Origin of the sequence: Bradyrhizobium sp. th-b2 (genome assembly GCF_000426785.1) — a bacterium.
GTDB classification, from domain to species: Bacteria; Pseudomonadota; Alphaproteobacteria; order Rhizobiales; family Xanthobacteraceae; genus Bradyrhizobium; species Bradyrhizobium septentrionale.
Genome location: NZ_AUGA01000014.1, coordinates 73861 through 98041 on the forward strand (window position 1 = coordinate 73861; position 24181 = coordinate 98041).

At 64.9% G+C, this 24181-nt stretch carries 21 protein-coding genes; 5 read left to right on the top strand and 16 right to left on the bottom strand.

What is annotated here, in order from left to right; genetic code table 11:
• Nucleotides 1-94: 94 nt before the first annotated feature.
• From K359_RS0118165 to K359_RS0118205, 9 genes are all read right to left on the bottom strand, one after another.
• On the bottom strand, nucleotides 95-736 hold the full coding sequence (locus K359_RS0118165; protein WP_029080628.1) for an ANTAR domain-containing response regulator: 642 nt from the start codon (nucleotides 734-736) through the stop codon (nucleotides 95-97).
• Complete coding sequence (locus tag K359_RS0118170; RefSeq protein ID WP_029080629.1) at nucleotides 733-1887, bottom strand: transporter substrate-binding domain-containing protein; 1155 nt, start codon at nucleotides 1885-1887, stop codon at nucleotides 733-735. Before K359_RS0118170 ends, K359_RS0118165 begins: the two co-directional genes overlap by 4 nt.
• 256 nt (nucleotides 1888-2143) lie before the next feature.
• Nucleotides 2144-2608 (bottom strand): Zn-ribbon domain-containing OB-fold protein, encoded by a 465-nt coding sequence (locus K359_RS0118175; RefSeq protein ID WP_029080630.1) that lies wholly within the window; start codon nucleotides 2606-2608, stop codon nucleotides 2144-2146.
• Complete coding sequence (locus tag K359_RS0118180) at nucleotides 2605-3801, bottom strand: acetyl-CoA acetyltransferase (RefSeq protein WP_029080631.1); 1197 nt, start codon at nucleotides 3799-3801, stop codon at nucleotides 2605-2607. Before K359_RS0118180 ends, K359_RS0118175 begins: the two co-directional genes overlap by 4 nt.
• The gene (locus tag K359_RS0118185) at nucleotides 3798-5189 is read right to left on the bottom strand and encodes a CaiB/BaiF CoA transferase family protein (protein ID WP_371261165.1); all 1392 of its coding nucleotides are present in this window, start codon (nucleotides 5187-5189) and stop codon (nucleotides 3798-3800) included. Before K359_RS0118185 ends, K359_RS0118180 begins: the two co-directional genes overlap by 4 nt.
• Nucleotides 5143-6366: an ABC transporter substrate-binding protein gene (locus K359_RS0118190; RefSeq protein ID WP_029080633.1), complete on the bottom strand. Its 1224-nt coding sequence runs from the start codon at nucleotides 6364-6366 to the stop codon at nucleotides 5143-5145. Before K359_RS0118190 ends, K359_RS0118185 begins: the two co-directional genes overlap by 47 nt.
• A 25-nt stretch (nucleotides 6367-6391) precedes the next feature.
• Complete coding sequence (locus K359_RS52300) at nucleotides 6392-7255, bottom strand: PDR/VanB family oxidoreductase (RefSeq protein WP_245284652.1); 864 nt, start codon at nucleotides 7253-7255, stop codon at nucleotides 6392-6394.
• A gap of 113 nt (nucleotides 7256-7368) precedes the next feature.
• Nucleotides 7369-8688 carry a Rieske 2Fe-2S domain-containing protein gene (locus K359_RS0118200; protein WP_029080634.1) on the bottom strand — a complete coding sequence of 440 codons (1320 nt, stop codon included), beginning with the start codon at nucleotides 8686-8688 and terminating at the stop codon, nucleotides 7369-7371.
• 13 nt (nucleotides 8689-8701) lie between these two features.
• The gene (locus K359_RS0118205; protein ID WP_029080635.1) at nucleotides 8702-9028 is read right to left on the bottom strand and encodes a hypothetical protein; all 327 of its coding nucleotides are present in this window, start codon (nucleotides 9026-9028) and stop codon (nucleotides 8702-8704) included.
• A 190-nt stretch (nucleotides 9029-9218) separates the two neighbouring features.
• Between K359_RS0118205 and K359_RS0118210 the strand changes: the two genes are divergently transcribed.
• Nucleotides 9219-9713 carry a MarR family winged helix-turn-helix transcriptional regulator gene (locus K359_RS0118210; protein WP_029080636.1) on the top strand — a complete coding sequence of 165 codons (495 nt, stop codon included), beginning with the start codon at nucleotides 9219-9221 and terminating at the stop codon, nucleotides 9711-9713.
• A 20-nt stretch (nucleotides 9714-9733) separates the two neighbouring features.
• On the opposite strand, the gene K359_RS0118215 is transcribed toward K359_RS0118210, so the two are convergent.
• The 4 genes from K359_RS0118215 to K359_RS57285 are packed head-to-tail and all read right to left on the bottom strand — an operon-like array spanning nucleotide 9734 to nucleotide 14908.
• The gene (locus K359_RS0118215) at nucleotides 9734-10927 is read right to left on the bottom strand and encodes a CaiB/BaiF CoA-transferase family protein (protein WP_029080637.1); all 1194 of its coding nucleotides are present in this window, start codon (nucleotides 10925-10927) and stop codon (nucleotides 9734-9736) included.
• A gap of 10 nt (nucleotides 10928-10937) precedes the next feature.
• Nucleotides 10938-13127, bottom strand: coding sequence for an acyl-CoA dehydrogenase family protein (locus K359_RS0118220; protein WP_245284653.1), 2190 nt, complete (start codon nucleotides 13125-13127; stop codon nucleotides 10938-10940).
• 47 nt (nucleotides 13128-13174) lie between these two features.
• Complete coding sequence (locus K359_RS0118225) at nucleotides 13175-13984, bottom strand: enoyl-CoA hydratase/isomerase family protein (RefSeq protein WP_029080639.1); 810 nt, start codon at nucleotides 13982-13984, stop codon at nucleotides 13175-13177.
• 57 nt (nucleotides 13985-14041) lie between these two features.
• The gene (locus K359_RS57285) at nucleotides 14042-14908 is read right to left on the bottom strand and encodes a FadR/GntR family transcriptional regulator (RefSeq protein WP_051346190.1); all 867 of its coding nucleotides are present in this window, start codon (nucleotides 14906-14908) and stop codon (nucleotides 14042-14044) included.
• A gap of 83 nt (nucleotides 14909-14991) precedes the next feature.
• Between K359_RS57285 and K359_RS0118235 the strand changes: the two genes are divergently transcribed.
• Both K359_RS0118235 and K359_RS0118240 read left to right on the top strand, forming a co-directional pair.
• Entirely contained in the window at nucleotides 14992-16131 is a 1140-nt protein-coding gene (locus K359_RS0118235) for an acyl-CoA dehydrogenase family protein (RefSeq protein WP_029080640.1), read from the top strand.
• A gap of 54 nt (nucleotides 16132-16185) precedes the next feature.
• A complete protein-coding gene (locus K359_RS0118240; protein WP_029080641.1) occupies nucleotides 16186-17388 on the top strand; it encodes an ABC transporter substrate-binding protein in 1203 nt (400 codons plus the stop codon).
• A 38-nt stretch (nucleotides 17389-17426) separates the two neighbouring features.
• Here K359_RS0118240 and hutU read toward each other — a convergent pair whose 3' ends face one another.
• From hutU to hutI, 3 genes are read right to left on the bottom strand one after another with little or no spacing between them, the layout of a single operon-like run.
• Complete coding sequence (gene hutU, locus K359_RS0118245) at nucleotides 17427-19097, bottom strand: urocanate hydratase (protein ID WP_029080642.1); 1671 nt, start codon at nucleotides 19095-19097, stop codon at nucleotides 17427-17429.
• Between the two features lie 44 nt (nucleotides 19098-19141).
• A complete protein-coding gene (gene hutH, locus K359_RS0118250; RefSeq protein ID WP_029080643.1) occupies nucleotides 19142-20701 on the bottom strand; it encodes a histidine ammonia-lyase in 1560 nt (519 codons plus the stop codon).
• Entirely contained in the window at nucleotides 20698-21912 is a 1215-nt protein-coding gene (gene hutI, locus K359_RS0118255; protein ID WP_029080644.1) for an imidazolonepropionase, read from the bottom strand. The genes hutH and hutI overlap by 4 nt, the downstream gene beginning before the upstream one ends.
• A gap of 85 nt (nucleotides 21913-21997) precedes the next feature.
• On the opposite strand from hutI, the gene K359_RS0118260 reads away from it, so the two are divergent.
• Together K359_RS0118260 and hutC are read left to right on the top strand one after the other, a co-directional pair.
• Nucleotides 21998-23356, top strand: coding sequence for a formimidoylglutamate deiminase (locus tag K359_RS0118260; protein ID WP_029080645.1), 1359 nt, complete (start codon nucleotides 21998-22000; stop codon nucleotides 23354-23356).
• Complete coding sequence (gene hutC / locus K359_RS0118265) at nucleotides 23353-24096, top strand: histidine utilization repressor (RefSeq protein ID WP_029080646.1); 744 nt, start codon at nucleotides 23353-23355, stop codon at nucleotides 24094-24096. Before K359_RS0118260 ends, hutC begins: the two co-directional genes overlap by 4 nt.
• The last annotated feature ends 85 nt before the right edge of the window (nucleotides 24097-24181 follow it).

Genomic DNA, 24181 nt, shown 5'->3' on the forward strand with positions numbered 1-24181 from the left:
GCCCTCCCGATGCGCGCTTACGCGAGCATTGGGAGGGCTTTGTTGCCGGTTGTGTCGAAGGCGGCGCTGTCGCCGCCGGCCCCGCTATTGGGGCTTACTGTTGATGATCGTAGCCAAGCAGTTCGAACGAGTCAACAATCGCCGCGGCGACTGCGCTTGCCGACACACGACGATCCATCGCCTGTCGTCTGATGAAGCCATAGGCTTCGGTTTCCGGCATCTGCCGCGTCGCCATCAGAATGGCCTTGGCGCGTTCCACCGTGCGCATCGAACGCAGATTGTCGTCAAGCTTCTCGATCTTGCTGCGGAGCCGCCGCTCATAACCAAATTGACTGCGCGCCAGCACGAGGCTCGACAACACCGCATTCTGCGTGAACGGCCGCGGCAAAATGGCGTTCGGCGTCGCATGACACAGCGCGTCGGCATGAACGGTCTCTGTCGCCGGCAGGATCACGACCAGCGCCGAGCGCGCATCGCCCGGAATCCATGGCAGTCGCCGCGCCAGATCCGGTGAATATTCGCAGTACACCACGTCGGCATCGGCGGGCACGCTTTCCGGCATCGGCCAGACCTGCCGCACCCGCATCCGGAACCGCTGCAGTTCGCGCAGCAACATGCCGACCTGATCGTCGACCGGCGCGACCACCACCGCCGACAGATCGGCAAGTTCCTGAACCATGGTCTTGCGCCCGCCGACGTCTCGGCTCAGCGTCGGCTTACGCGACATTTCGTTCATTGGACGCTTCCTGTTTGCGTTGCACGACCGTATCCGATCAGGAACGGATCGGCATGCACCGGCTCCTTCGACTGGCTGACGATATCGAACTGCCCGTTGCGATTGGCACGCCCGATCCGGGTCCACAGATCAGTATGCCCCGACATCGGGTTGACTGTCACCGCCCCTTGCGGCGCATCAAAGCTGGTGCCGAACACCATGGAGCGCAGCACTTCCGTGTCGAGCGAATTGACCTGTTCGAGCGCCTTCGCGAACAGATGGAGCTGAAAATAGGACGATTCGGCGCACATGTTGGTCGAGACGTCGGCGCCGAACCGCTTCTTGAAGCGCTGCACAAATGCGCTGTTGGCGCTGCCCTCGACGCCCTGGAAATAAGATGCCGCCGTGACGTGCCCCGCGCCGACGTCGAAGCCCATGGCCGCAATTTCGGCTTCCGTCGTGGTCAGGCTGGCGATCGGCACCTGCTTCGGATCGAGCCCGACATTGGCGTAGGCTTGATAGAGAAACACGGTGCCTTCGCCGACGACAGTCGAGAAGATCACGTCGGGCCTGACGCGCTTGATGTCCTGGATGATCGGCACAAAGTCCTGCCAGCGCGCATAGACATTGACATAACGCTCGCCGACCACCGATCCGCCATTGGCCTTGAGCAATTCGCGCATCACGCGGTTGGATTCGCGCGGATAGATATAGTCCGAGCCCACGAAGTAGAACCGCGTTCCGAACGTATCCATCAGATAGCGGCACAGCGCGAGGCTGTTCTGGTTCGGCGAGGCGCCGGTGTAGATGACGTTGGGCGACGCCTCGAACCCTTCGTAAAGCGTCGGATACCAGAGCAGGCCGTTGAGCCGTTCGACCACCGGCAGCACGGCCTTGCGGCTCGACGAGGTGTAGCAGCCGAAGATCGTGCTGACCTGGTCCTCGACCATCAGCCGCTTGGCGTAATGGCCATAGGCGGCGGAATCCGAGCCGGGATCGTAGGCAACGGGAACCAGCTCGCGGCCGCAGACCCCGCCGGCCTCATTAACCTCCTCGATCGCGAGTTGCGTGCCCTGATACTGGGTCTCCTCGATCACCGACATGAAACCGGTCCGCGAGAACAGCACTCCTATCCGCCACGGAGCGGACGTCGTTTGGGTAAGGTTCGACATGATCAGGCCCTCAACAGAGTTGGAGGGACGAGAGGGATTATTGTTCTTGTTGCTCTCGAACAGCTTTGCCGGCGGCGCAAGATTGCATGACATCTGCCGCGAGACAAGGACCCCGGCCGCTCATCCTGTCAGCGGAGCTGACGCGAAACCGGGCAAGTGGATGTCTTAAGACCTGATCATAGGTGCAACGGTTCGAGAACCATCTATCTCCGGTAGACCTGCGATCGATTTCCCGCATCGAGGGCAGACGCGACAGTCACGTCGAGGAAACCTGTTGCTGGCGCCATTGCAGCAAGGAATATGGGGGATTCGAGTCCAGGTGATGTTCGAAGACCCCATCGACATCAGCGCCGATCATGACCTTCTGCGCGGGATCGCCGAGCAGATTGCCGACCATGCGGATTCCCCCGGCGTGAGGCAGCTCGACAAGCACCGCAATGTAAGGTCCATGCCCTTTCAGCGCCGCGTGCGAGGGATGCCACACGCGCTCCCAGCTGAAGATCCGGCTGCGCGGCTCGACCTCCGTCCATGCCGGGTCGAAGGCTTGGCAGCGATGGCAGAGCCATTCGGGTCCGAATTGCCACGTATTGCAGTGGCTGCAGCGTTGAACCAGCAGCTTGCCCTGACGCAATCCTTGCCAATAGGGCGCAGACAGACCATCGGGCTCTGCGACCGGAATTGGCAGGCCCGCCGGAAGATAGCCTGCGCTCGGATTACTCATAAGGTGGCCTCCGAACCCAAAATGAGGTTGCTCGCTGGTGACACCATTGGACCTCCAATGACCATTGCGACGTCGCTGCGGCGGGCTTGGCTCGTCGACGTTCCGCGCACCTGCCGAACGGCCTCCAGCACGAGCTCAAAGCCGTGCATGTAGCACTCGGCGAGATTGCCGCCGCTGGTGTTGAGCGGCAGCCGTCCGGACGGCGCGATCAGACTCTCGAATGTCAGGAAGTCGTTGGCGTCCTCCGGGCGGAAGAAGCCATGCTCTGCCAGCGCCATCACGACGCCGCCGGTGAAATTCTCATACGCCTGGACGACGCCGACATCGGACGGCCCTACCCCGGCCATCCGGTAAAGATCAGGCGCCACTGTGTCGAAACTCGCGGTGGCATAGAGCGGCGCGTTGTGCGCCGTCGCGGCCGCACGATGTCCGGAGCCAAAGGCCGCACCGAGCAGATAGGCCGGCTTGCACCTGAAATCGCCGGCGCGCTCGGCCGATACCAGCACCAGGGCCGCCGCGCCGTCATTCTCCATGCAGCAGTCGTAGAGATGAAACGGCTCCACGATCCAGCGCGAGGCATCGTATTTCCCGGGATCGAGCGGCTTGCCATACATCACGGCACGCGGGTTGGCCTGGGCATGATGATAGGAGGCGAGCGCAATCGCTCGCATGGCGTCCTGCCGGACGCCGTGCTCGTGCATGTAGCGCTGGACGCGCATCGCAAAGCGCTGAGGCGGCGCCAGCACCCCGTAGGGCATCAAATAGGAGCGTTCGCCCGACACGGTGTGGATCCCGGCCGCCTGCCCGAAGCGGCCATATTGACCCTGCGCCAGCGATCGGAACACCACGACGCAATCGGCCAGGCCCGCGACAATCGCGGCCGCCGCATTGGCAACCGCCGCGCAGCAGCCGCCGCCTCCGCCGCCCCATTGCATCGTCGCCGTCCGCAAACGGTGCGTGCCGAGCGCCGCCGCTAGCCGTGACGCCTCGCTGCGATCGTCGCTGTAGGAGGAAAAGCCATCGATGTCGCGGGGATCGAGCCCGGCGTCCGTGCAAGCCGCCAGAATGGCTTTCAGCGCAAGCTTGAATTCGGGATCGGGAGAGGCGCCGTGGCGATAATATTCGGTTTCGCCGATCCCGATCACGGCCACACGCCCCCGCAGCGTCCGCTCGTCTCGCGCTCGCGCCGTCACGCTTTGACGTCCTCTTTGGCATCCTCTTGCGACGGCTGGCTGCCGAAAGCTCCGCTCGCGGCGAGACGCGCGATCTGTGCCTCGTCATAGCCGAGCAGCTCGCGTAGCACGCCTTCGGTATGCTGTCCGACCGCCGGCGCAGCAACCGGATCGACGATCGGCGTCCGCGAATAACGGATCGGCAGGTTCACATTCGGTACCCAGCCGACCGTCTCGTGCGGAATCCGGGTGACGATGGCCCGCTCCCTCGCTTCGGGTGAGCGGATCGCCTCGCCGACGGTGCGCAGCTGGCCGCAGGGGACACCGGCCGCCCGCATCCGCGATTGCCAGTGTGACCATGGCTGCTTGCCGAACGCGTCACCAAGGATCGCGAACAATTCCTCACGCCGGCGGATCCGGTCAGGGCCCGTCGCATAGATATCGGCCACGGCGAGGTCTTCGCGCCCGAGGACCTGCGACATCAAGCGCTGGAAGATCTTGTCATTGCCGCAATTGATGTAGAACGAGCAATCGCTGGCCAAAAACACGCCCGATGGGCAGGTGTCGGGACTGGTGTTTCCGCTTCGCTTCGGATCGGCATCGTTGAACAGCGACTGCATGGTCGCGTACCCGGTCATCAGGACCGCATTCTCGAACAACGATACCTCGATGGCCTGGCCCTGCCCACTGCGCTCGCGCGCGAACAGGGCGCCGAGGATCGCATTGCTCGCCATCATCGCGGTGCTGATATCCATCACCGGCGACAGCGCCCGCACGCCCTCGCGGTCGGCATAGCCGTTCATCGACACAAAGCCGCTCTCGACCTGCGCGATCGGATCAAAACCGAGCCGGTCCGAAAACGCCCCGTCACGTCCATAGGCTGATACGGCGCAATAGATGACCTCGGGTTTGATCTTGCGGCAGCTCTCGTAATCGAGCCCCAGCCGCGCCATGACCCCGGCCGAGAAATTCTCGACGACGACGTCGGCCGTAGCGATCAACTCACGCGCAACCTTCAGGCCTTCGGGGGATTTGAGATCGAGCGCGACGCTGCGCTTGTTGCGGTTGGTCCAGAGGAACGGCGCGCCGTGCTTGAGACCGGGATGCAGCGGAGGATAGCGACGCAAATCGTCGCCGCGGCCGGGCGCCTCGATCTTGATCACCTCGGCGCCCATGTCGGCCAGGATCATGGTGGCAAACGGTCCCGCGATGAAATGGGAGAAATCGGCGACTCGAATGCCCTGAAGCGCCCTTGGCGCATTGGACGCACGCGGCGTGTGCTCGGGGAATTCGGCTTCAAGCTGATCCAACATCAGGACATCCGACGGTTTGAGAGGTATTGATCTAGTTCGCCGCAAACGTTCAATTGCTCTTCGATGGTTCGACGAGCGAGCAGCCGCCCTGATCAAGCGGCCGAAACGCCTCGGGCCCCGACAGCACGCCGACCTGCTCCAGCAGATCCCACTTGCTCTTCGACGTAGTCGAGCTCTTCACCTTGAAGATGTACATGTTGTGAATGGCGCGGCCGTCCGCGCGAACGACAACCGGCCCGAACAAGGCGTCATCGATCGGCGTCTCCTTCAGCTTGCGGATCACGGCCTGGGCATCGTTGGCGCCTGCCGCGAGCGCCGCGTTCAGATAGGCCAGCACCGAAGAATAGACGCCGGCATGGAACGCGGTCGGCGACTGTCCATGTTGCCGCTCGCTGAACCTGGCCGACCAGGCCCGGCTGGCATCGTTGAGGTTCCAGTAGAACGGCTGGGTGATGATCAGCCCTTCCCCGACCGCAAGCCCGCTGGATTCGACATCGTTGGTGGTGGTCAGCAGCGCCGCGAAGGTCCGCCCGCTCTGCTTCAGCCCGAATTCTGCGGATTGCTTGATCAGGCTGACCGTGTCGCCGCCTGCCGTTGCGAACGCGATCACATCCGCGCCCGAACCTTCGGCCTGCAGAATGAACGAGGCATAGTCGGCATTGTTGATGGGCACATTGACCGACCCGAGCACGGTGCCGCCGCCAATGCCGATCACCGCCGTGCCGTCGCGCACCATCGACTTGCCGAGCGCATTGTCGGTCGCGATGAAGTACCACTTCTTGCCGCCGTGACGGACGAGGTAGGCGCCGATCGTATGCGAGGCCGCCCAGGTGTCGAACGTCCACTGGACCGTGTTGGGCGAGCAGAATTTCCCGGTCAGGTCCGAGGACGCCGCGCTCGATGCGATCAGCGCCGCCTTGGTGCCGCGAACGACCTCGTTGACGGCGAGCCCAACGGCCGAGTTCGGCACGTCGGCGACCGCATCGACCTTCTCCTGGTCGATCCAGCGGCGCGCAATCGCAGCTTCGACGTCCGCCTTGTTCTGGTGATCGGCCGAAACGATCTCGACCTTGATATCAGGATGAAGCCGCATGAAATCCTCGGCGGCCATTTTCGCTGATGTGACCGACCCTTCGCCGGCATTGTCCGAGTAAGGACCGGACGCGTCGTTGAGCACGCCGATCTTCAAGGTGCGCGCAGCGTCCACCGATGCGGAAGAACTGGCCCAAACGGCCAGCAGCGATATTCCGACTATACGCGAAAGATATTTCACTGTTTTCACCCCTACGTCGTTGCTTTCAGAGATCGAGCACCAAGGTGCGGGACCTGGCACCCGAGCAGCAGATCATGATGCTCTTGTTCGTCGCGTGCTCTTCCTCGCTCAGGAACTGGTCGCGATGATCGGGGATGCCCTCGAGCACGCCCGTCTCGCAGGTGCCACAGACCCCCTCAGCGCAGGCGTAGTTCACCGCAATTCCGGCATCGAGCAGCGCATCGAGGATCGTCTTGCCGGCATCGACCGCAATGGTGCGATTGCTCCGCGCGAGCCTGACGTCGAAGCTGCCTTCTGTGGCCGGAGCTTCGCGCGCCTGGAAATACTCGACATGCACGTGACCGGCCGGACGATCGGCGGTCGCCGCCTCGAATGCTTCGAGCATCGGCACCGGGCCGCAGCAGTAAAGATGCGCGTGAGCCGGTGCGTTCTTGACGATGGCCGGGATGTCGAAGACGCGTCCCGATCGCTCGTCATCGAAATCGACATGCATGTTCAAATGGACATCCGGTCGAAGCGCAGCGAGCTCGTCAAGAAACGCGGCGGCGGCGCGGGTCCTTGCGGCGTAGAACAGCTCCCAGCGGCGTCCCAGCGCCTCCAGCCGTCGCATCATGGACAATAGCGGCGTGATGCCGATGCCGCCCGCGATCAGGATCGAGTGCTCGGCCTCTTCGCGAAGCGAGAAGTTGTTTCGTGGTCGAGATACCCTGAGGATATCTCCCGCCTTGATGCAGTCGTGGACGAAGCTGGAGCCGCCCCGGCTCTCACCATCCCTGCTGACCGCGATGACATAGCGCTGCCGTTCGCGCTGGTCGTTGACCAGCGAGTAGCTGCGGATCATGCCGTTCGGCAAATGCAGATCGATGTGGCTGCCGGCCGTAAACGGCACGAGCTCGCCGCTCGCCCGGGCGATCAGCTCGTAGGAATTGATCCGCTCAGCCTCATAGCACCGATGCGCTTGACGAGCACGTCCTGCGTCGCGTCAGCCATGGCGGGATGCGCTCACAGCTCGTAGCCGAAATCGGCGCCAAGCTTCGCCCGCATAAACGGCGCGGCGACATCGACCCAGGAATCCTCCGGCGGCAGCCGCAACGACACCGCCCGCACCATGAACACGTCGGGGTCCGAGACGCCCTTGGGCTTGATCGCGTGATCGCGATAGGCACCAAGCGCTTCGAGAATGAAGCGCCGCGTCATCGCGATGCCGGTGTCGCTCGAGCAGAGCGTCTCCTTGGAGCGATCGAAGATCGGCGAGACGCCGCTCTGGCAGGCGCCGTCCTGCACCCACAGACCCGGCAGGCCCGAGAACCAGGTGGTCCGCTGCGCCTCGTGGTCGAACTGAAAGCCGTTCTGCGGATTGTATTTGGTCCAGTAGCCCGCGTATGGGACCGTCACCGGGTGCTGCACCAGGGCGTGGCGGCTGGCGTGGCCGCTTTCGCGGCCCTTGTGTCCTTCGGCAAAGACCTGCCGCGTCTTCTCCAGCAGCGGCTCCGACGGATGATAGGAGAACATGATGCAGAGCGTGTTCTCGTCATCGATCGGCACCCAGGCGTGCCCGCTCAGATCCGGGAAGGGCGACAGCGGCGGCACCAGCGTATAGAACGGCAGCATGAACTGGTTGACGCGCCAATACAGCGTGTTGGCGTCGTAGTTGCGCCGCGCCGCGATGCTCATGCCAAAGTCCTGCTTGATGCATTCGAAGGTCGGGCGCAGGTCGCGTTTCTGGATCCAGGCGCTCGTCGTGCCCTGGGCATCGAGCCGTCCATGCAGCAGCGGCGCATGCGCCGAGTCGATCTCGCCTTCGACCGCTTGCAGCCAGTTGCACTCCTGAACGCGAACCGAAATGTGCACCTGCTCTGCCGGCACCAGATTCCATTCGAGGTTCGGCAGCGGCGGAAGTTCGGCCTGGTCGGGACCCATATAAGTCCAGATCATTCCGTTGCGTTCCTTGCAGGGATAGGCCTTGATCCGCACCCGTTCCTTGAGGCGGCTGCGCACCGGCTCAGCCGGCATGTCCATCACCGCGCCGGTGACGTCGAACTTCCAGCCGTGATAGACGCAGCGCAGCCCGCAATCCTCGTTTCGGCCAAAGATCAGCGGCGCGCCGCGATGCGGGCACGCCGGGTCGACCAACCCGACACGCCCCTCGGTGTCGCGGAAGGCGACCAGATCCTCGCCGAGCAACCGGATACGCTTCGGCTGCCCGTCCCTGGCGAGGTCCGCCGACGGCAGGAAGGGGATCCAGTACAGGCGGAAGAGATCGCCGAGCGACGTGCCCTTGCCGACCCTCACTAGGCGTTCATTGTCTTCGCGCGAGAGCATGGGTGTGCCTCCTTCAATTGCGTTTGGTCGGGCCCGCCGCACCGCCGAGAAGCGCGGCGACGCGGTCAGACAGTCCGAGATCCTGAGCGGTCCAAAGCGGATCGGATGCAGTGAGCGGCCTTCTTGGAACGGGAGGCTGCTTGCCCTCCTCCACGAGGCCGACGATCAGTTCGATGCGTCGCCGCTCAAGCTCCCGTAGAGCGTACTCGACGACGTCCGCTTCGGCCGTACACCCCGGGAGCTCGGGATAGGCGAGACGAACCCGCCACTGCCCCGGCTCGGTTTCGACCGCCTCGGCCTCCAGCAGATAGGGAATAGAGAGCAGCTCACGCAGGTCCAAGACCGACCTCCCCAGACGATGTCTTCGCATCGCATTTGATACGTATACGTACTACATTGCCGAATGGCTGACAAGGGCCATTGCATCGCCCTGCGAACTGACTCGGGCGGCGGTTCACCGCAGGGTTGAGGACGTCAAGCCAAGCTGCTAACGGCTAACGCGAATTCGCAAATCGGAGTCCAACGACGGCATGGCAGCCGACAAGGCAATGAAGACGAGCTCGGCCGCAGATGTTGCGCGCAACTGGCAACTGGAAGGCGGCGTCGGATTTCTGCTGCGGCTGCTGGAGGCCCGCTACGACGGGCTTTACCAAAGCATGACGCGCCAGAGCGACATCACGCCGCGGCAGTTTGGCGTGCTGATGGCGCTGTACCAATTGGGCCCGCTTACCCCGTCCGTGCTGGCGGAGCGGATCAGCTGCGACCGCAACACGCTCAGCGAAATGCTGAAGCGGATGGTTGCGCGCCGGCTGGTCGCGAAGAAGGACAATCCGGACGACCGCCGCTCGCTTCAGGTGCAGATCACGGCCAAGGGCGAGGAAGCGCTTCTCGCCGTCATTCCGGCCGCAGCTGCGCTGCAAGAGATCATGCTGGCTCCCTTGCGCAAGGAAGACCGCTCGCACTTCCTGAAATGCCTGCTGGCGATCGCGAAGGCTCCGCCGCCGGACGCGCCGTCCGAGACCTGAAATCGCCGGTCCCTGCCGGCCTAGGCCGGCGCCTTGCCAAATGTGCCCGCAGCGGCGAGTGCTGCGATCTCGTCGGGCGACAATCCAAGAAGCTGGGACAACACGTCGTCCCGCTGCGCACCGATCCCGGGAACCTGACGCCCGATCGGCGTATCGGCCCCGGACATCTGCCATGGCGCATTGACGCCGACGAATTCGCCGGCACCGTCCGCAACCGTCCCGAATACGCCGCGCTGGCGCAAATGAGGATCGCTCAGCGCTGCACCGGGTGCGCGATATTCGGCGCAGGGAACGCCGGCGCGGTCCAGCGCCGCAACGCATTCGGCGATGGTGTGGCGCTCGGTCCATTGCTCGATCACCTGCATCATGGCGGTCCAGTTGGCGCCGCGCGCCGGAATGCTCGCAAAGCGCGGGTCGTTCACGAGCTCATCCTGCCCTGTCACCTCGCACAGCGCCGCAAAGTTGCGCGGCGTGACCGGGGCGATCAGGATATCGCCATCGCGCGTGCGCACGGGGCCATAGGTCGGACGCGGTGAGTGGATCGGGAATTGCGCCTCCTGAAGCTCGTAGACCAAGAGGTTCAGCATGCAATCCATCAATGCCACGTCGACGCGCTGCCCTTTGCCGGTGCGCGCACGCTGGACCATCGCAGTCTGGATCGCGGAATAGCCGAAAATGCCGCCGAGGATATCGGCGACAAAGATCGCCCCGGCCGCCGGTCGCTCCCGGTCGCCGGCATAGCGCATCAGCGAGGTATCGAATCCGCTCTCGGCATGCACGATCATGGCATAGGCCGCACGCTCGGCAGCGGGGCCTGTCTGTCCATAGCCCGAGATCGAGCAATAGATCAGCCGTGGATTGATCTCGCGAAGCGCTTCGTAGCCAAGGCCGAGGCGGTCCATGACCCCCGGACGGAAATTCTCGACGACGATGTCCGCCTCCGCGACCATGCGATGCACGAGCTTGATGGCATCGGCGTTCTTCAAGTCCAGCGCCAGGCTGCGCTTGCCGGCATTGAGCTGGCCGAAATAGGTGCTGTGGCCTTCGCGCAGCGGCGTCCGCAACCGCATGTCGTCGCCCTCAGGCGGCTCGATCTTGATGACCTCGGCGCCGACGTCGGCAAGCAGCCGCGCGCAATAGGGCCCCGCCACCATGATGGAAAAATCCAGCACGCGCACACCGGCAAGCGGCGCCCCGTCGCTATCCTTCTGCATCCGATTTCTCCTACCTCGGCAATCCGAGCGCGCGCTGCGCGATCAGGCTGCGCTGAATTTCGTTGGTCCCGATGCTGATCACCCACATCAGCGAATGCCGCAGGTTTTGCTCGAAGCGGCCATTGTCGATCGCGCCCGGCATCTGCTCGGACAGCGCGGCACGCATGCCGAAAATGTCGAGCGCAGCCTCGCCGAAGCGCTCCATCAGCTCAGCGGAGAACACCTTGCTGATAGCGCCATATTCCGGCGGCGTCACACCATCGGCGGCGAGCTCGGCGCAATGCATCATCAAGAGACGACCGATCTCGATTTCGGACGCCAAGGTCGCGATCCTGTTGCGGACGATCGGGTCATCCGCCAGGGACCGATCGCCGATGACATGCGCACGCAATCGTTCGAAAGCATGGGCGACCTTCAGAACGATTCCGCCACCAACCAACCCCCGCTCGAAGGCCAGCGCACCAGCCAGCACTTTCCAGCCGCCATTGACCTCGCCAACGAGGTTTTCGGCGGGAATGCGGACGTTGTCGTAGAAGATGTTGGCGAACGTGCCGTCATACATCGTAACCGACGGACGAATCGTGATGCCCGGCGCATCCATCGGCACGATGAACATGCTGATCCCGGCGTGCGGCGGCCTCGCATCCTTGTCGGTCCGCGCGGCGAGGAACATGTACTTGCCCCACCAGGTGGTGGTCCAGATCTTCTGGCCGTTGATCACCCAGTGGCCGCCGTCCCGGATAGCGCTGGTGCGCAGTGCGGCCAGATCGGAGCCCGCCTGCGGCTCGCTGTAACCCATGCCGTGCATGGCTTCGCCGCGCAGGATTTCCGGAAGGTATTGTTGCTGCTGCTCCGGCGTGCCGAACATCATCAGCGCGTTGGCCTGGATCGCCGCGCCGATCCGCGGTGCCTCGCCCCGCTCCATCGTCTCCATGAAGGCGATCTGCTCCAGCGGAGAGCGCGCCTGGCCGCCGAATTGTTGCGGCCATCCGAGGCCGATCCACCCGGTCTCACCGATGTCGCGGGCGAAGCTCGCATCGAACTCGCGCTTGGCGAATGGCCTCTGGTCGAACGCATTCTTCCGGCTTCCGGTCCAATTTTGCTCGAGCCAAAGCCGGACCTGCTCGCGCAACGCATTGCCGGCCGACCCGAGGTCGTATTGCGGCAGCCCAGCGCCGCGCGCGTCCAGCAGCCGTGCCGCCAGCCGGCGTTTCGCATCCGCCGCGCCGCCAAGCGCGATCGTATCGAGGTGCACCCGCTTGAAATGGGCCGGCGCCTCGTGCTCCTCGGCATAGCCGATCGCACCGAAAATATGCTGGGTCTCCAGCGAAACCCGCCGCAACGCATCGCCCGAGAATGCCGATGCGCAATCGGCAAAGTAGCGCCAGTCGTCGTCGCCAGCATCATGCAATCTGGCGGTATGCTCCAGGATCAACCTGACGCCCTCGAGCGCGATCAGGCCGTTTGCCAGCTTGTGCTGAATGGCCTGGAATTTTCCGATCGGTTGCCCGAACTGATGCCTTTCCTTGGCATAGTCCACCGCCAGATCGAACGCGCGCCGGGCGGCACCATAAGCGCGCGCGATCAACGCCACCTTGCCCTTGCGGCGGAGATCGCCGGCATCGACCGGACCGAGCGGAATCAGCGTGGCCGGCGCAGCGCTCAGCCTGATCTCGTAGAGCGCTGACGCGCCCATCGCCCGGGTCGCGACGCACGCGACGCCGGGAGCGCCGAGGTCGATCAGCGCGAAACGAGACTGATCGAGAGCGACCAGGAGATGCGTCGCGCTTGCCGCAGCCTCGACGAAGCGGAGCACTCCTGTTGCGTTGAGGCCCGCAACCTGGATCGAGCCCGCGCCGGGATCGGGATCCAGCGCGGCGAATGAGAAGGCAACAATCGCCTTGCCGGAATGCAGCCGCTCCAGCAAGTCGACGGCAGCAGCGATCTGCGACCCGGACACCGCAAGATTGGCGAGCGCCGCGGACCACATCGGCGCCGGACATCCGGCGCGGCCAAGCTCCGCCATGACGACGAGTATCTCGGCGAGCCCACCTTCGCCACCCTCGGCGCCGAGCGCTGCGACGCCCTGCCCGACGAGCCTGCGCCAGATCGCCGCGACGTCCTCCGGTGAGGCAGAGGCAGCCTGGCCACGTGTGCGCCAATGCTCATCCAGGAAGCCACGCAAGGAGTCACGCAGCATCCCTGTGACGTCGTCTCCCGACGGTTCGGTCGCGACCATCGCCCAGGCTATACCTGGCCGAACCTGGGCTTGCGCTTCTCCTTGAACGACATGGTCGCTTCCTTGTGGTCGGCGGTCTCGAATGTCACCTGCTCGAGCGCCATCGAGGCCTCCAGCAGCATATTGACGCGCTCCTTGACGATCTGGTTGATCGACAGCTTGGTCCAGCGAATGGCCCAGGTCGGACCGTTCGCGAGCTCGACCGCGATCTCGCGGGCCTTGGCCAGCACCTCCGCGCGCGGCGCGACGTGATTGACCAGCCCAATCCGCTCCGCCTCCCTGCCCTTCAGCAGCGTGCCGCGGATCAAGAATTCCTTGGCCTTGTTGATGCCGATCAACAGCGGCCAGATCACCGTGCCGCCGTCGCCCGCGACCAGACCGACACGCGAGACGTGGGTGTCACCGATCCGGGCGTCCTCGGCCATCACCGTGATGTCACAGAGCAATGCATGAGTCGCAGCAAGTCCGATGGCGTCGCCGTTGATCGCCGCGATGATCGGCTTGTCGAGCTCGAGCTGGCGGGTGACGCCGCGCCGGCTGATCATGGGATCGTGCACCTCGCCCTCTTCGAGTACGTCGCCGCCCGGCCGCTCCGACATCGCCTTCACGTCGCCGCCGACGCTGAAGAAGTCGCCGGCGCCGGTCAACACCACGGCATTGACGGCATGGTCGTCAGCAAGATCGTCCCAAATCGTCCGCAGTTCGCGGATCAGCTTCTGATTGATGGCATTGCGGGCCTGCGGACGGTTCAAGGTCACGGTTGCGACCTTGTCCACAACCTCGACCGTCAGACATTCATACTTGGCGTAATTGGACACGTTTTCCTCCCTTGTTATTGCTGTTTGAGCGTTGATTTGTTCTGCCGGCCCGGCGCGCTACCGGCGCATCCCCGGCTGCACGTCCGCCAAGGCAACGTGAAGCGACATCGCGCCCGGATCCTGCTCCAGCATGCGCTGCACGGATTCGAGGTGCGACCGCAGCAGCCGGCTCGCCAGCGCCACGTCGCGCTCGCTCAGCGCCGCCAGGAATTGCCGCCGCTTCTCTGCGAGCCGCGCCATCGCGACCCCGCTCGAGGCGACCTTGGCATAGACGAAGCGCATATGGATCTCGGTGACGGAATCCACGATCATCGCGATCACCTTGTTGCCGGTCGACGCCGCGAGCAGCTTGTAGAACTCGCGCGAACACTCGACCCGATCGAGCAGCCGGCCCTCCTTCGTAGCGAGCTCCGTCCGCTCAATATTGGCTTCGAGCGCGTCGAGGTCGACGCGCCGCGCATTCGCACAGGCCAGCTGCACCACGAGGTCGAGCACATGAACCCTCGCCTCCGACAACTCCCGCACCGAAATCGTGCCGAGGCTCAGCATGTCGCGCATGACCTCGTTCATGCGGCGCGTATCGCCCTGTTGGATGAAGGCGCCGCCCTTGACGCCCTTCTGCAGCCGCAGCACGCCGGCCATCTCGAGGCTGCGCAGCGCCTCGCGCAGCACGTTCCTGCTGACGCCGAGCTGCTGCGCCAGCTCACGCTCGGCCGGCAGCTTGTCGCCGGGCTTCAGCACGCCGAGCGCCAGCTGCTCGCGAATGCGCTCACAGATCTCCTCGAACGTCCGCCTGGTGTGGATCGGCTTGAAGGTCGGCGCGGCCGCGGAGCCCGCGGCACGAAGATCGGTGGCCCGCTCCCGCCGGTTCGGCGAGGCGGTACGAGGGCGCTGCGGCGCGCGAGGGCTTGACTTGGTGCTCATGCGGTGAATTATTAAATGGATCACCCATTCAATGGAAGTCCCTTTTTGGCTTCCGGCAAAGAAAACAAAACGGGGAGTTCCGTATGAGTTTTTCCGAGGAGCAGGTCGCATTCCGTGACAACGTGCGCAGGATGGTCGCCAGGCACGTGGCGCCGATCGCCGCCGAGATCGACGAGACCGACCGCTTCCCGCTTGAGCTGGTCAAGCTGTTCGGCGAGATGGGACTGATGCAGCTCTGGGTGCCGGAGCGTTATGGCGGCCCGAACGGCAATCTGACCATGGCCTGCATCGCGCGGGAGGAGATCTCGAAGGTCTCGCCCGCTTGCGCGTCGATAGCGGCACTCAACACCATGTTCATCATGCCGCTGCTGCATTTCGGCTCGGAAGAGCAGCGCCGGAAATATCTGCCCATCATCGCCGAGGGCGGCATCGTCACCGCGATCGCGATTTCCGAGCCGCAGGCCGGCTCCGATGTCGCCGCGCTCAACACCCGCGCCCGGAAGGACGGCGACAGCTACGTCCTCAACGGCCGCAAGCAATGGTGCAGCTACGGCGTCGTCGCCGACTATATCGTGGTGATGGCGCGGACCAGTGACGGCGCCGGCGCTGATGGCATCAGCGCCTTCATCGTCGAGCCGAAAAAGATGCCGGGCGTCTCGTTCGGCCGCCATGAGCGCAAGATGGGGTTTCGCGGCGCCCCCAACACGCCGATCTTCTTCGACAATGTCCGGGTCCCGGCCGAGAATCTCGTCGGCGAGGAAGGCAAGGGTTTTCGCGCGTCGATGCGCGCGCTCGACCTCAACCGCCCTACCATCGGCGCCCAGTCGGTCGGCCTGGCGCAGGGCGCGCTCGATGCCTGCATCGCCTACGCCAAGGAGCGCAAGCAGTTCAAGAAGCCGATCGCCGAGTTCCAGGGCGTGCAGTTCATGCTCGCCGACATGGCCATGCAGATCGAGGCTGCCCGCGCACTGGTCTATGAATGCGCCCGCGCCGGCGATGCCGGGGACTGGAAGCGCCTCAATGTGCTCGCCAGCATGGCCAAATGCGTCGGCAGCGACATGGCGATGAAGGTGACGACCGACGCCGTCCAGATCTTCGGCGGCTACGGCTACACCATGGACTATCCGGTCGAGCGCATGATGCGCGACGCCAAGCTGACCCAGATTTTTGAAGGCACCAACCAGATCCAGCGCGTGGTGATCGCCCGCGAGCTGCTGCGCTAGCGCAGATCGATTGCAACAAGAAACGAATTGCAGGGAGGAACGACCTTGAACCCCATCATCACCCGGGCGCTGGCGGCCGTCGCGCTGTCCGGCCTGCTGGCGGCACCTGCCGACGCGCAGAAGGCCTATGGTCCCGGCGCCAGCGACACCGAGATCAAGCTCGGCCAGTCGACGCCGCTGAGCGGCCCCGCCTCCGCTTTCGGCGCGGGCGCCGGGCGCGCCGTGGTCGGCTATTTCGAGATGTTGAACGCACGAGGAGGCATTAACGGCCGCAAGATCAACTTCACGCAGCTCGACAATGCCTACAGCGCGCCGAAGGCGGTCGAGCAATCGCGCAAGCTGATCGAGGACGTCGGCGTATTGGCCGAGGTCGGCACGATCGGCACCGCGCCCAACGTCGCGATCCAGAAATACCTCAACGGCAAGCAGGTGCCACAGCTCTTCATCACCGCCGGCGGACGCCGCTTCAACGATCCCAAGGCGTTCCCGTGGACCATCCCGCTCTATCCGGACTTCGAAACCGAAGGCCGCGTCGTCGCCAAGTACATATTGGCCGCAAAACCCGACGCCAGGATCGGCGTGCTTTACCAGAATGACGACTACGGCAAGGATTACCTCAAGGGCCTCCGCGCCGGCCTCGGCCCCAAGGCCGAGTTAATCGTCGCCCAGGCCTCCTACGAACTCGCCGACCCGACGATCGACTCGCAGATCGTCCAGCTCAAGGCCGCCGGCGTCGACACCCTGATCGAGCAGTCGTCGTCGAAGGCCGCCGCGCAATCGATCCGCAAGGTCTATGAGCTCGGCTGGAAGCCGCTGCATGTGATCGGCGGCTCGACGGCGTCGGTCGACACCATCCTGAAGCCGGCGGGCCTCGAAGCGTCGAAAGGACTGGTGACCACGCAGTTTCTCAAGCAGCCGGGCGATCCGGCCTGGGCCAAGGACGACGAAGTCAACGCCTACAAGGATTTCCTGAAAAAATACGCACCTTCGGCCAATCCGGACGACTATTCCGTGCTGGTCGCCTACATGAACGTGCATGCAGTGGAGTTGGCATTGCGCAAATGCGGCAATCAATTGACCCGCGAGAACCTGATCAAGGAGGCGACCTCGTTGAACGGCGAGCGGCTGCCGATGATGCTGCCGGGCATCTCGATCAGCACCCGGCCCGGCGACTACACGCCGTTCCGGACGCTGCGGATTGCGACATTCGATGGCGAGAGCTGGTCGCTGACCGGCGAACCGCTCTCGGCGGATTGAAATGCTTGGCGAGAACCCCGCTTCGCGCCAACGTCGACTCAGGCGCGCAAGCTCGGCAGATCAAGCCCATTGGCCCGGGCGCATTCGACCGCGGTCTCATAGCCGGCGTCGGCGTGACGCATGACGCCGGTCGCCGGATCGTTCCACAGCACGCGCTCGAGGCGGCGCGCCGCCTCCGGCGTGCCGTCGGCAACGATCACCATGCCGGCGTGCTGCGAGTAGCCGATGCCGACGCCGCCGCCATGGTGCAGTGACACCCAGGTCGCGCCGCTCGCACAGTTGAGCAGAGCGTTGAGCAACGGCCAATCCGACACCGCGTCCGAGCCATCGCGCATCGCCTCGGTCTCGCGGTTCGGGCTCGCCACCGAGCCGCTGTCGAGATGGTCGCGGCCGATCACGATCGGCGCCTTGAGTTCGCCGCGCGCCACCATCTCGTTGAAGGCAAGGCCGAGACGATGGCGGTCGCCGAGGCCGACCCAGCAAATTCGCGCCGGCAGCCCCTGAAACTTGATGCGCGCCTTGGCCATGTCTAGCCAATTGTGCAGATGGCTGTCGTTGGGCATCAGTTCCTTGACCTTGGCATCGGTCTTGAAGATGTCCTCGGGATCCCCTGACAGCGCCGCCCAGCGAAACGGTCCCACACCGCGGCAAAACAGCGGACGGATATAGGCCGGAACGAAGCCCGGAAAATCGAACGCCTGCTTCAGGCCCATGTCCTTCGCCATCTGGCGAATATTGTTGCCGTAGTCGAGCGTCGGGATTCCCTGCGCGTGGAAATCCAGCATGGCCTGGACGTGATCGACCATCGAGGTCTTGGCTGCGCTTTCCACGGCCTTCGGATCGGCGGCGCGCCTGGCTTCCCACTCGGCAAGCGTCCACCCCTTCGGCAGATAGCCGTTGATCGGATCGTGCGCGCTGGTCTGGTCGGTCACGATGTCCGGCCGCACGCCGCGGCGCACCAGTTCGGGAAAGATCTCGGCCGCGTTGCCGAGCAGGCCGACCGAAACCGGCTTTTGGCTCTTGGCCGCGTCAGCGATGATCGCCAGCGCTTCATCGAGCGTCGTCGCCTGGCGGTCGAGGTAACCCGTGCGCAAGCGCATCTCAATGCGGCTCGGCTGGCATTCCACCGCCAGCATCGAGGCGCCCGCCATCGTCGCGGCGAGCGGCTGCGCGCCGCCCATGCCGCCGAGGCCCGCCGTGAGGATCCATTTGCCGGCGAGACTGCCGCCATAATGCCGGCGCCCGACCTCGACAAACGTCTCGTAGGTCCCCTGCACGATCCCCTGGCTGCCGATATAGATCCATGACCCCGCCGTCATCTGGCCGAACATCATCAGGCCCTGCCGGTCGAGCTCGTTGAAATGATCGAGCGTTGCCCAATGCGGCACCAGGTTCGAATTCGCGATCAGGACGCGCGGCGCATCCGCATGGGTGCGGAAGATGCCGACCGGCTTGCCGGATTGCACCAGCAGCGTCTGGTCGCCTTCGAGCTTGCGCAGGGAGGCGGCAATCCGGTCAAAGCTCTCCCAGTCGCGCGCCGCACGTCCGATGCCGCCATAGACCACAAGCTCGCTCGGACGCTCGGCGACATCTGGATCCAGATTGTTCATCAGCATGCGCAGCGGTGCTTCCGTCAGCCAGCTCTTCGCGCTGATCTCGGGGCCGCGGGGAGCACGGATGACACGTTCGTTATCCAGTCGGCGGTTCATGACGGATGTTCCTGTGGGCTAAGCAAGTCTTCTAGGCAAGTCTTCTAGGCAAGTCTTGGAAACGGATCAGCTGAAAGGGCGGCGATCGCCGTGGCCGGTAACGTATCGGCCTCGATCAGCGCCGCAGCCTTGGCGAGATCGTCGGCCATGTAGCGATCAGCAGCGAGCGCCGGAACGTGCTCGCGCAACGCGGCGATGACGGCCGCGAGCGGCGCACTTGTCGAATGTGGTGCGCGCAAGGTGATGCCTTGCGCGGCGACCAGGAGCTCGATGCCGAGGATGGCGGCAAGGTTGTCGGCCATGTCGGACAGCCGGCGCGCGGCGTGCGCGGCCATCGAGACGTGATCCTCCTGATTGGCGCTGGTCGGCGTGGAGTCGATTGAGCACGGCATTGCGCGCTGCTTGTTCTCGGCATAGAGCGCCGCCGCCGTCACCTCGGCGATCATAAAGCCGGAATTGATGCCGGGCTCGGGCGTCAGGAACGGCGGCAGACCGAAGTTCAGGGCTGGGTCGACGAGGGTCGCGATCCGCCGCTCGCTGGTCGCGCCGATCTCAGCCAGACCGAGCGCGATCTGGTCGGCTGCGAACGCCACCGGCTCAGCATGAAAATTGCCGCCCGAGACGATCTCGCCGGTCTCAACCAGGACCAGCGGGTTGTCGGTCACGGCGTTGGCCTCGATGGTCAGCCCGCGCGCGGCTTGCGCGAGCAGATCGAGCACCGCGCCCGCGACCTGCGGCTGGCAGCGCAGACAATAAGGGTCCTGCACCCGCTCATCGCCTTCGAGGTGCGATTGCCTGATGTCGCTGCCGTCGAGCAGCGCAGTCAAGGCAGCTGCCGCGGCGATCTGCCCGTCATGGCCGCGCAATGCCTGGATTTCCGGGCGGAACGGCACCGTGGACGCCATCGCCGCGTCAACTGACAGCGCACCGGTCACCAGCGCGGCACGCGCCAGACGATGCGCGCGCAGCAGGCCGGAAATCGCATACGCGGTCGAAAACTGTGTGCCGTTGATCAGCGCAAGCCCCTCTTTGGGACCAAGCGTCAGCGGCGCGAGACCGGCGGCCGCAAGTGCCTCGCGGCCCGGCACGACCTTGCCGTCCACGACTGCCTGCCCTTCCCCGATCATGACCGCGGTCATATGGGCGAGCGGCGCCAGATCGCCGGAGGCCCCGACGGAGCCCTGCTGCGGCACCAGCGGATCAACGCCGCGCGCCAGCATGCCCTGCAACTGCTCGATGACGTCGCGGCGCACGCCGGACGCGCCGCGGCCGAGCGAGATCACTTTCAGCGCCATCATCAGGCGGACGATCGGCTCGGGCGTCGCTGGCCCGACCCCGCAGCAATGCGACAGGATGAGGTTGCGCTGAAGCAGTGCTGTTTGATCAGGCGCGATGCGCGTCGACGCCAGCTTCCCGAAGCCGGTATTGATGCCGTAGACGGGAACATCGATACGCGCGGCCTTCGCCACGATCTCCGCAGCCGCCTCGACGCGCGGCCAACACGACGGATCGAGCACGATGGTCGCGCCCGCAAGCACTCGCGCCAGCACGTCCAGGCCGACGGTTCCGGGTGTCACGACGACAGGCGCATCGCGGTCACTCATTGTCCCCTCCACACCCGGCTGTGCAGCGGGTTGAAGCCAATGCGGTAAACCAGTTCGGCCGGGCGCTCGATGTCCCAGATCGCGAAATCGCACCATTTGCCGGCTTCGAGCGTGCCGGTCTCGGCGAGCATGCCGAGCGCGCGCGCTCCTTCCCGCGTCACGCCGGCGAGACATTCAGCGACCGTCATCCGGAACAGCGTTGCGCCCATGTTCATCGCGAGCAAGAGCGAGGTGAGCGGCGAGCTGCCGGGATTGCAGTCGGTCGCCAGCGCCATCTGCACGCCGTGGGCGCGGAATAGCTCGACCGGCGGCTTCTGCGTTTCACGAATGAAGTAGAACGCGCCGGGCAGCAGGACCGCGACGGTCCCCGCCTTTGCCATCGCGGCGACGCCGGCTTCATCGGTGTGCTCCAGATGATCGGCTGATAGCGCGGAGAATCTTGCGGCGAGCGCTGCACCGCCAAGATTTGACAGTTGATCCGCATGCAGCTTCACGGGTAGTCCGAGCGTACGCGCCGCCTCGAACACCCGCGCCGTCTGCTCTCCGGAAAATGCAATGCCCTCCATGAAGCCGTCAACGGCATCGGCAAGACCGGCCTTGGCCACGGCCGGCAGCATCTCGTTGCAGACCAGATCGATGTAGCGATCCTTGTCGCCATCGGCTTCGGGCGGCAGCGCATGCGCACCGAGAAAGGACGTGCGGATCGCAACCTGCCGCAGCTGGCCGAGACTGCGTGCGGCGGCCAGCTGCCGCATCTCGGTCTCGGCATTCAGGCCATAGCCGGACTTGATCTCGACGGTGGTTGCGCCCTCGCCGACCAGCGCGTCGAGCCGCGGCAGTGCGCCGGCGACAAGCTCCGCCTCGGTCGCCTTGCGCGTCGCCGCCACGGTCGAGACGATGCCGCCGCCCGCGCGCGCGATCTCCTCATAGCTCGCGCCCTTTAGGCGAAGCTCGAACTCATGCGCGCGGTTGCCGCCAAAGACGAGATGGGTGTGGCAATCGACCAGCCCGGGCGTGATCCAGCGGCCGCCGCAATCGATCCGTTGAATGGCGTCCGCATCCACAGGAAAATCCGATTGCGCGCCCGCATAGACGATGCGGCCGTCACGCGCCGCGATCAGGCCCCGCTCGATCTCGCCGAGATCGGCGCGATCGCCGCGCATCGGGGCGAGCCGGGCGTTGTGCCAGATGCGGTCGAAACGCTCTGCCATGCGATCGTCCCCTCGAGGTGGGATGCTTGACTTATATGTCTAGACATATAATCGTGTGCCGGTTCTGTCCAGCCGGCGTGGAAAAATGACACGACTGCATTTCGCATTCGCGCTGCTGCCTTCGGGCTGGGCCAGTGACGTGCAGGTCGCCGTCGCCAGCGGCACGATCGCTTCGGTGACGCCGGGCGTGGCGGCGACCGCCGGCGACGAACGTCACCAAGTGGCGGTTCCGGGATTGGCGAGCCTGCACAGCCACGCCTTTCAGCGCGGCATGGCCGGCCTCGCCGAGCTGCGCGGCGACACCACCGATACGTTCTGGACCTGGCGTGAGACGATGTATCGCTTTGCGTTGGAAATGACGCCGGACGACGTCGCGGCCGTAGCGACCCTGCTCTATGTCGAGATGCTCGAGCGGGGCTTTACCCGCGTCGGCGAGTTTCACTATCTGCATCATGATCGCGACGGCTCGCCTTATGCCAATCCTGCCGAGATGGCAGTGCGCATTGCTGAAGCCACTGAGGCCTCCGGCATCGGGCTGACGCTGCTGCCGAGCTTCTATGCCCACAGCACTTTTGGCGGCGCAGCGCCGCATGCGGGTCAGCGTCGCTTCATCTGCTCGGTCGATCAGTTCGCCGCGCTGATGGCAGCCTCGCGCGAGGTGATCCGAAAATTGCCCGGCGCCAATATCGGCATCGCGCCACATAGCCTTCGTGCGGTGTCACCCGATGAACTTGCGGCGATCATCCCGCTCGCCGGGCCAGACCCAATCCATATCCACGCTGCCGAGCAGGTGCGCGAGGTCGAGGATTGCCTCGCCTGGTCCGGGCAGCGGCCGGTGGAATGGCTGCTCGAACATGCGCCCGTCAATCAGCGCTGGTGCCTGATTCACGCGACCCACATGACGGATCAGGAAGTCGTTGCGCTCGCCCGCTGCGGCGCAGTGGCCGGCCTCTGCCCGGTCACCGAAGCGAGTCTCGGCGACGGCATCTTTTCGGCGCGCGAATTCCTCGCCGCAGGCGGCCGGTTCGGCATCGGAACCGATTCCAACGTGCTGGTCGGAGTCGCCGACGAGCTGCGTCAGCTCGAGTACGGCCAGCGACTGAAGCACCGGGAGCGCAATGTGCTCTCCGGGCGTCCCGGCGCATCCACCGGCCGCGCGCTGCTCGATCACGCGCTCGCAGGCGGTGCGCAGGCGCTGGCACAAACCAGGACTGGGCTGGTCCCCGGCGCGCGGGCCGACATCGTCACCCTCGACACCGCGCATCCGTCCCTGGCCGGACGGTCAGACGATGCCGTTCTCGACGGCTGGCTGTTTGCGGCCGGAGCCGACGCGATCGACTGCGTCTGGGCCGGCGGCGACAAGGTGGTCGCGGGCGGACGGCACCGGCTGCGTGCCAGGGCGCGCGAGCAATTCAATGCAAGCGTCCGGAGGCTCGTGGCATGAGTCTCGCCTCCGATCGGGCCCGCCCTGATACGGCCGGCAAGCCGACGCTCTACAAGCGGATCCGGCTCGACATCGAGACGCGGATCCTGACCGGCGAATGGCCGCCGGGTCATCGCATCCCCTTCGAGCATCAATTGATGGCGCGCTATCACTGCTCGCGAATGACGGTGAGCAAGGCGCTGTCGGAGCTGGCGCAGGCCGACCTGATCGAGCGCCGCCGCCGCGCCGGTTCCTTCGTGCGCCGTCCGCAGCATCTGTCGGCGGTGCTCAAGATCGCCGACATCAGAGCCGAGATCACCGCGCTCGGGCGCAGCTATGGCTATCAGCTGATCGATTGCCGGCGGCGCACCGCCACATCGGCTGATCGCGCCCGGCTCGGTGCAAGCAAGGCCGGCAAGGTGGTCGCGATCGCCTGCCGGCACAGCGCCGACAATGTGCCGTTCGCCGTCGAGGACAGGCTGATCGATCTCGCCACCGTGCCGGAGGCCGCAACGGCCGACTTTGCACGCGAACCGCCGGGATCATGGCTGCTGCATCATGTGCCGTGGACCGAGGCTGAGCACACAATCAGCGCCGTCGTTGCCGACGATCGCACGGCCAAGGCACTCGACATCGCGGTCGGCGCGCCCTGCCTCGTGATCGATCGCTATACCTGGCGCAGCGCACGGACGCTGACCGCGGTGCGGCTGCACTATCCGGGCGAGACGCACCGGCTGGTAGCTCGCTTCACGGGAGGCTGAGAACATCTTGCGCGGCATAATTCATGCAATGCATCATGGGCAACTATTCACAGACGCGTCTCATGCGGCAATCCGCCGCGACTGA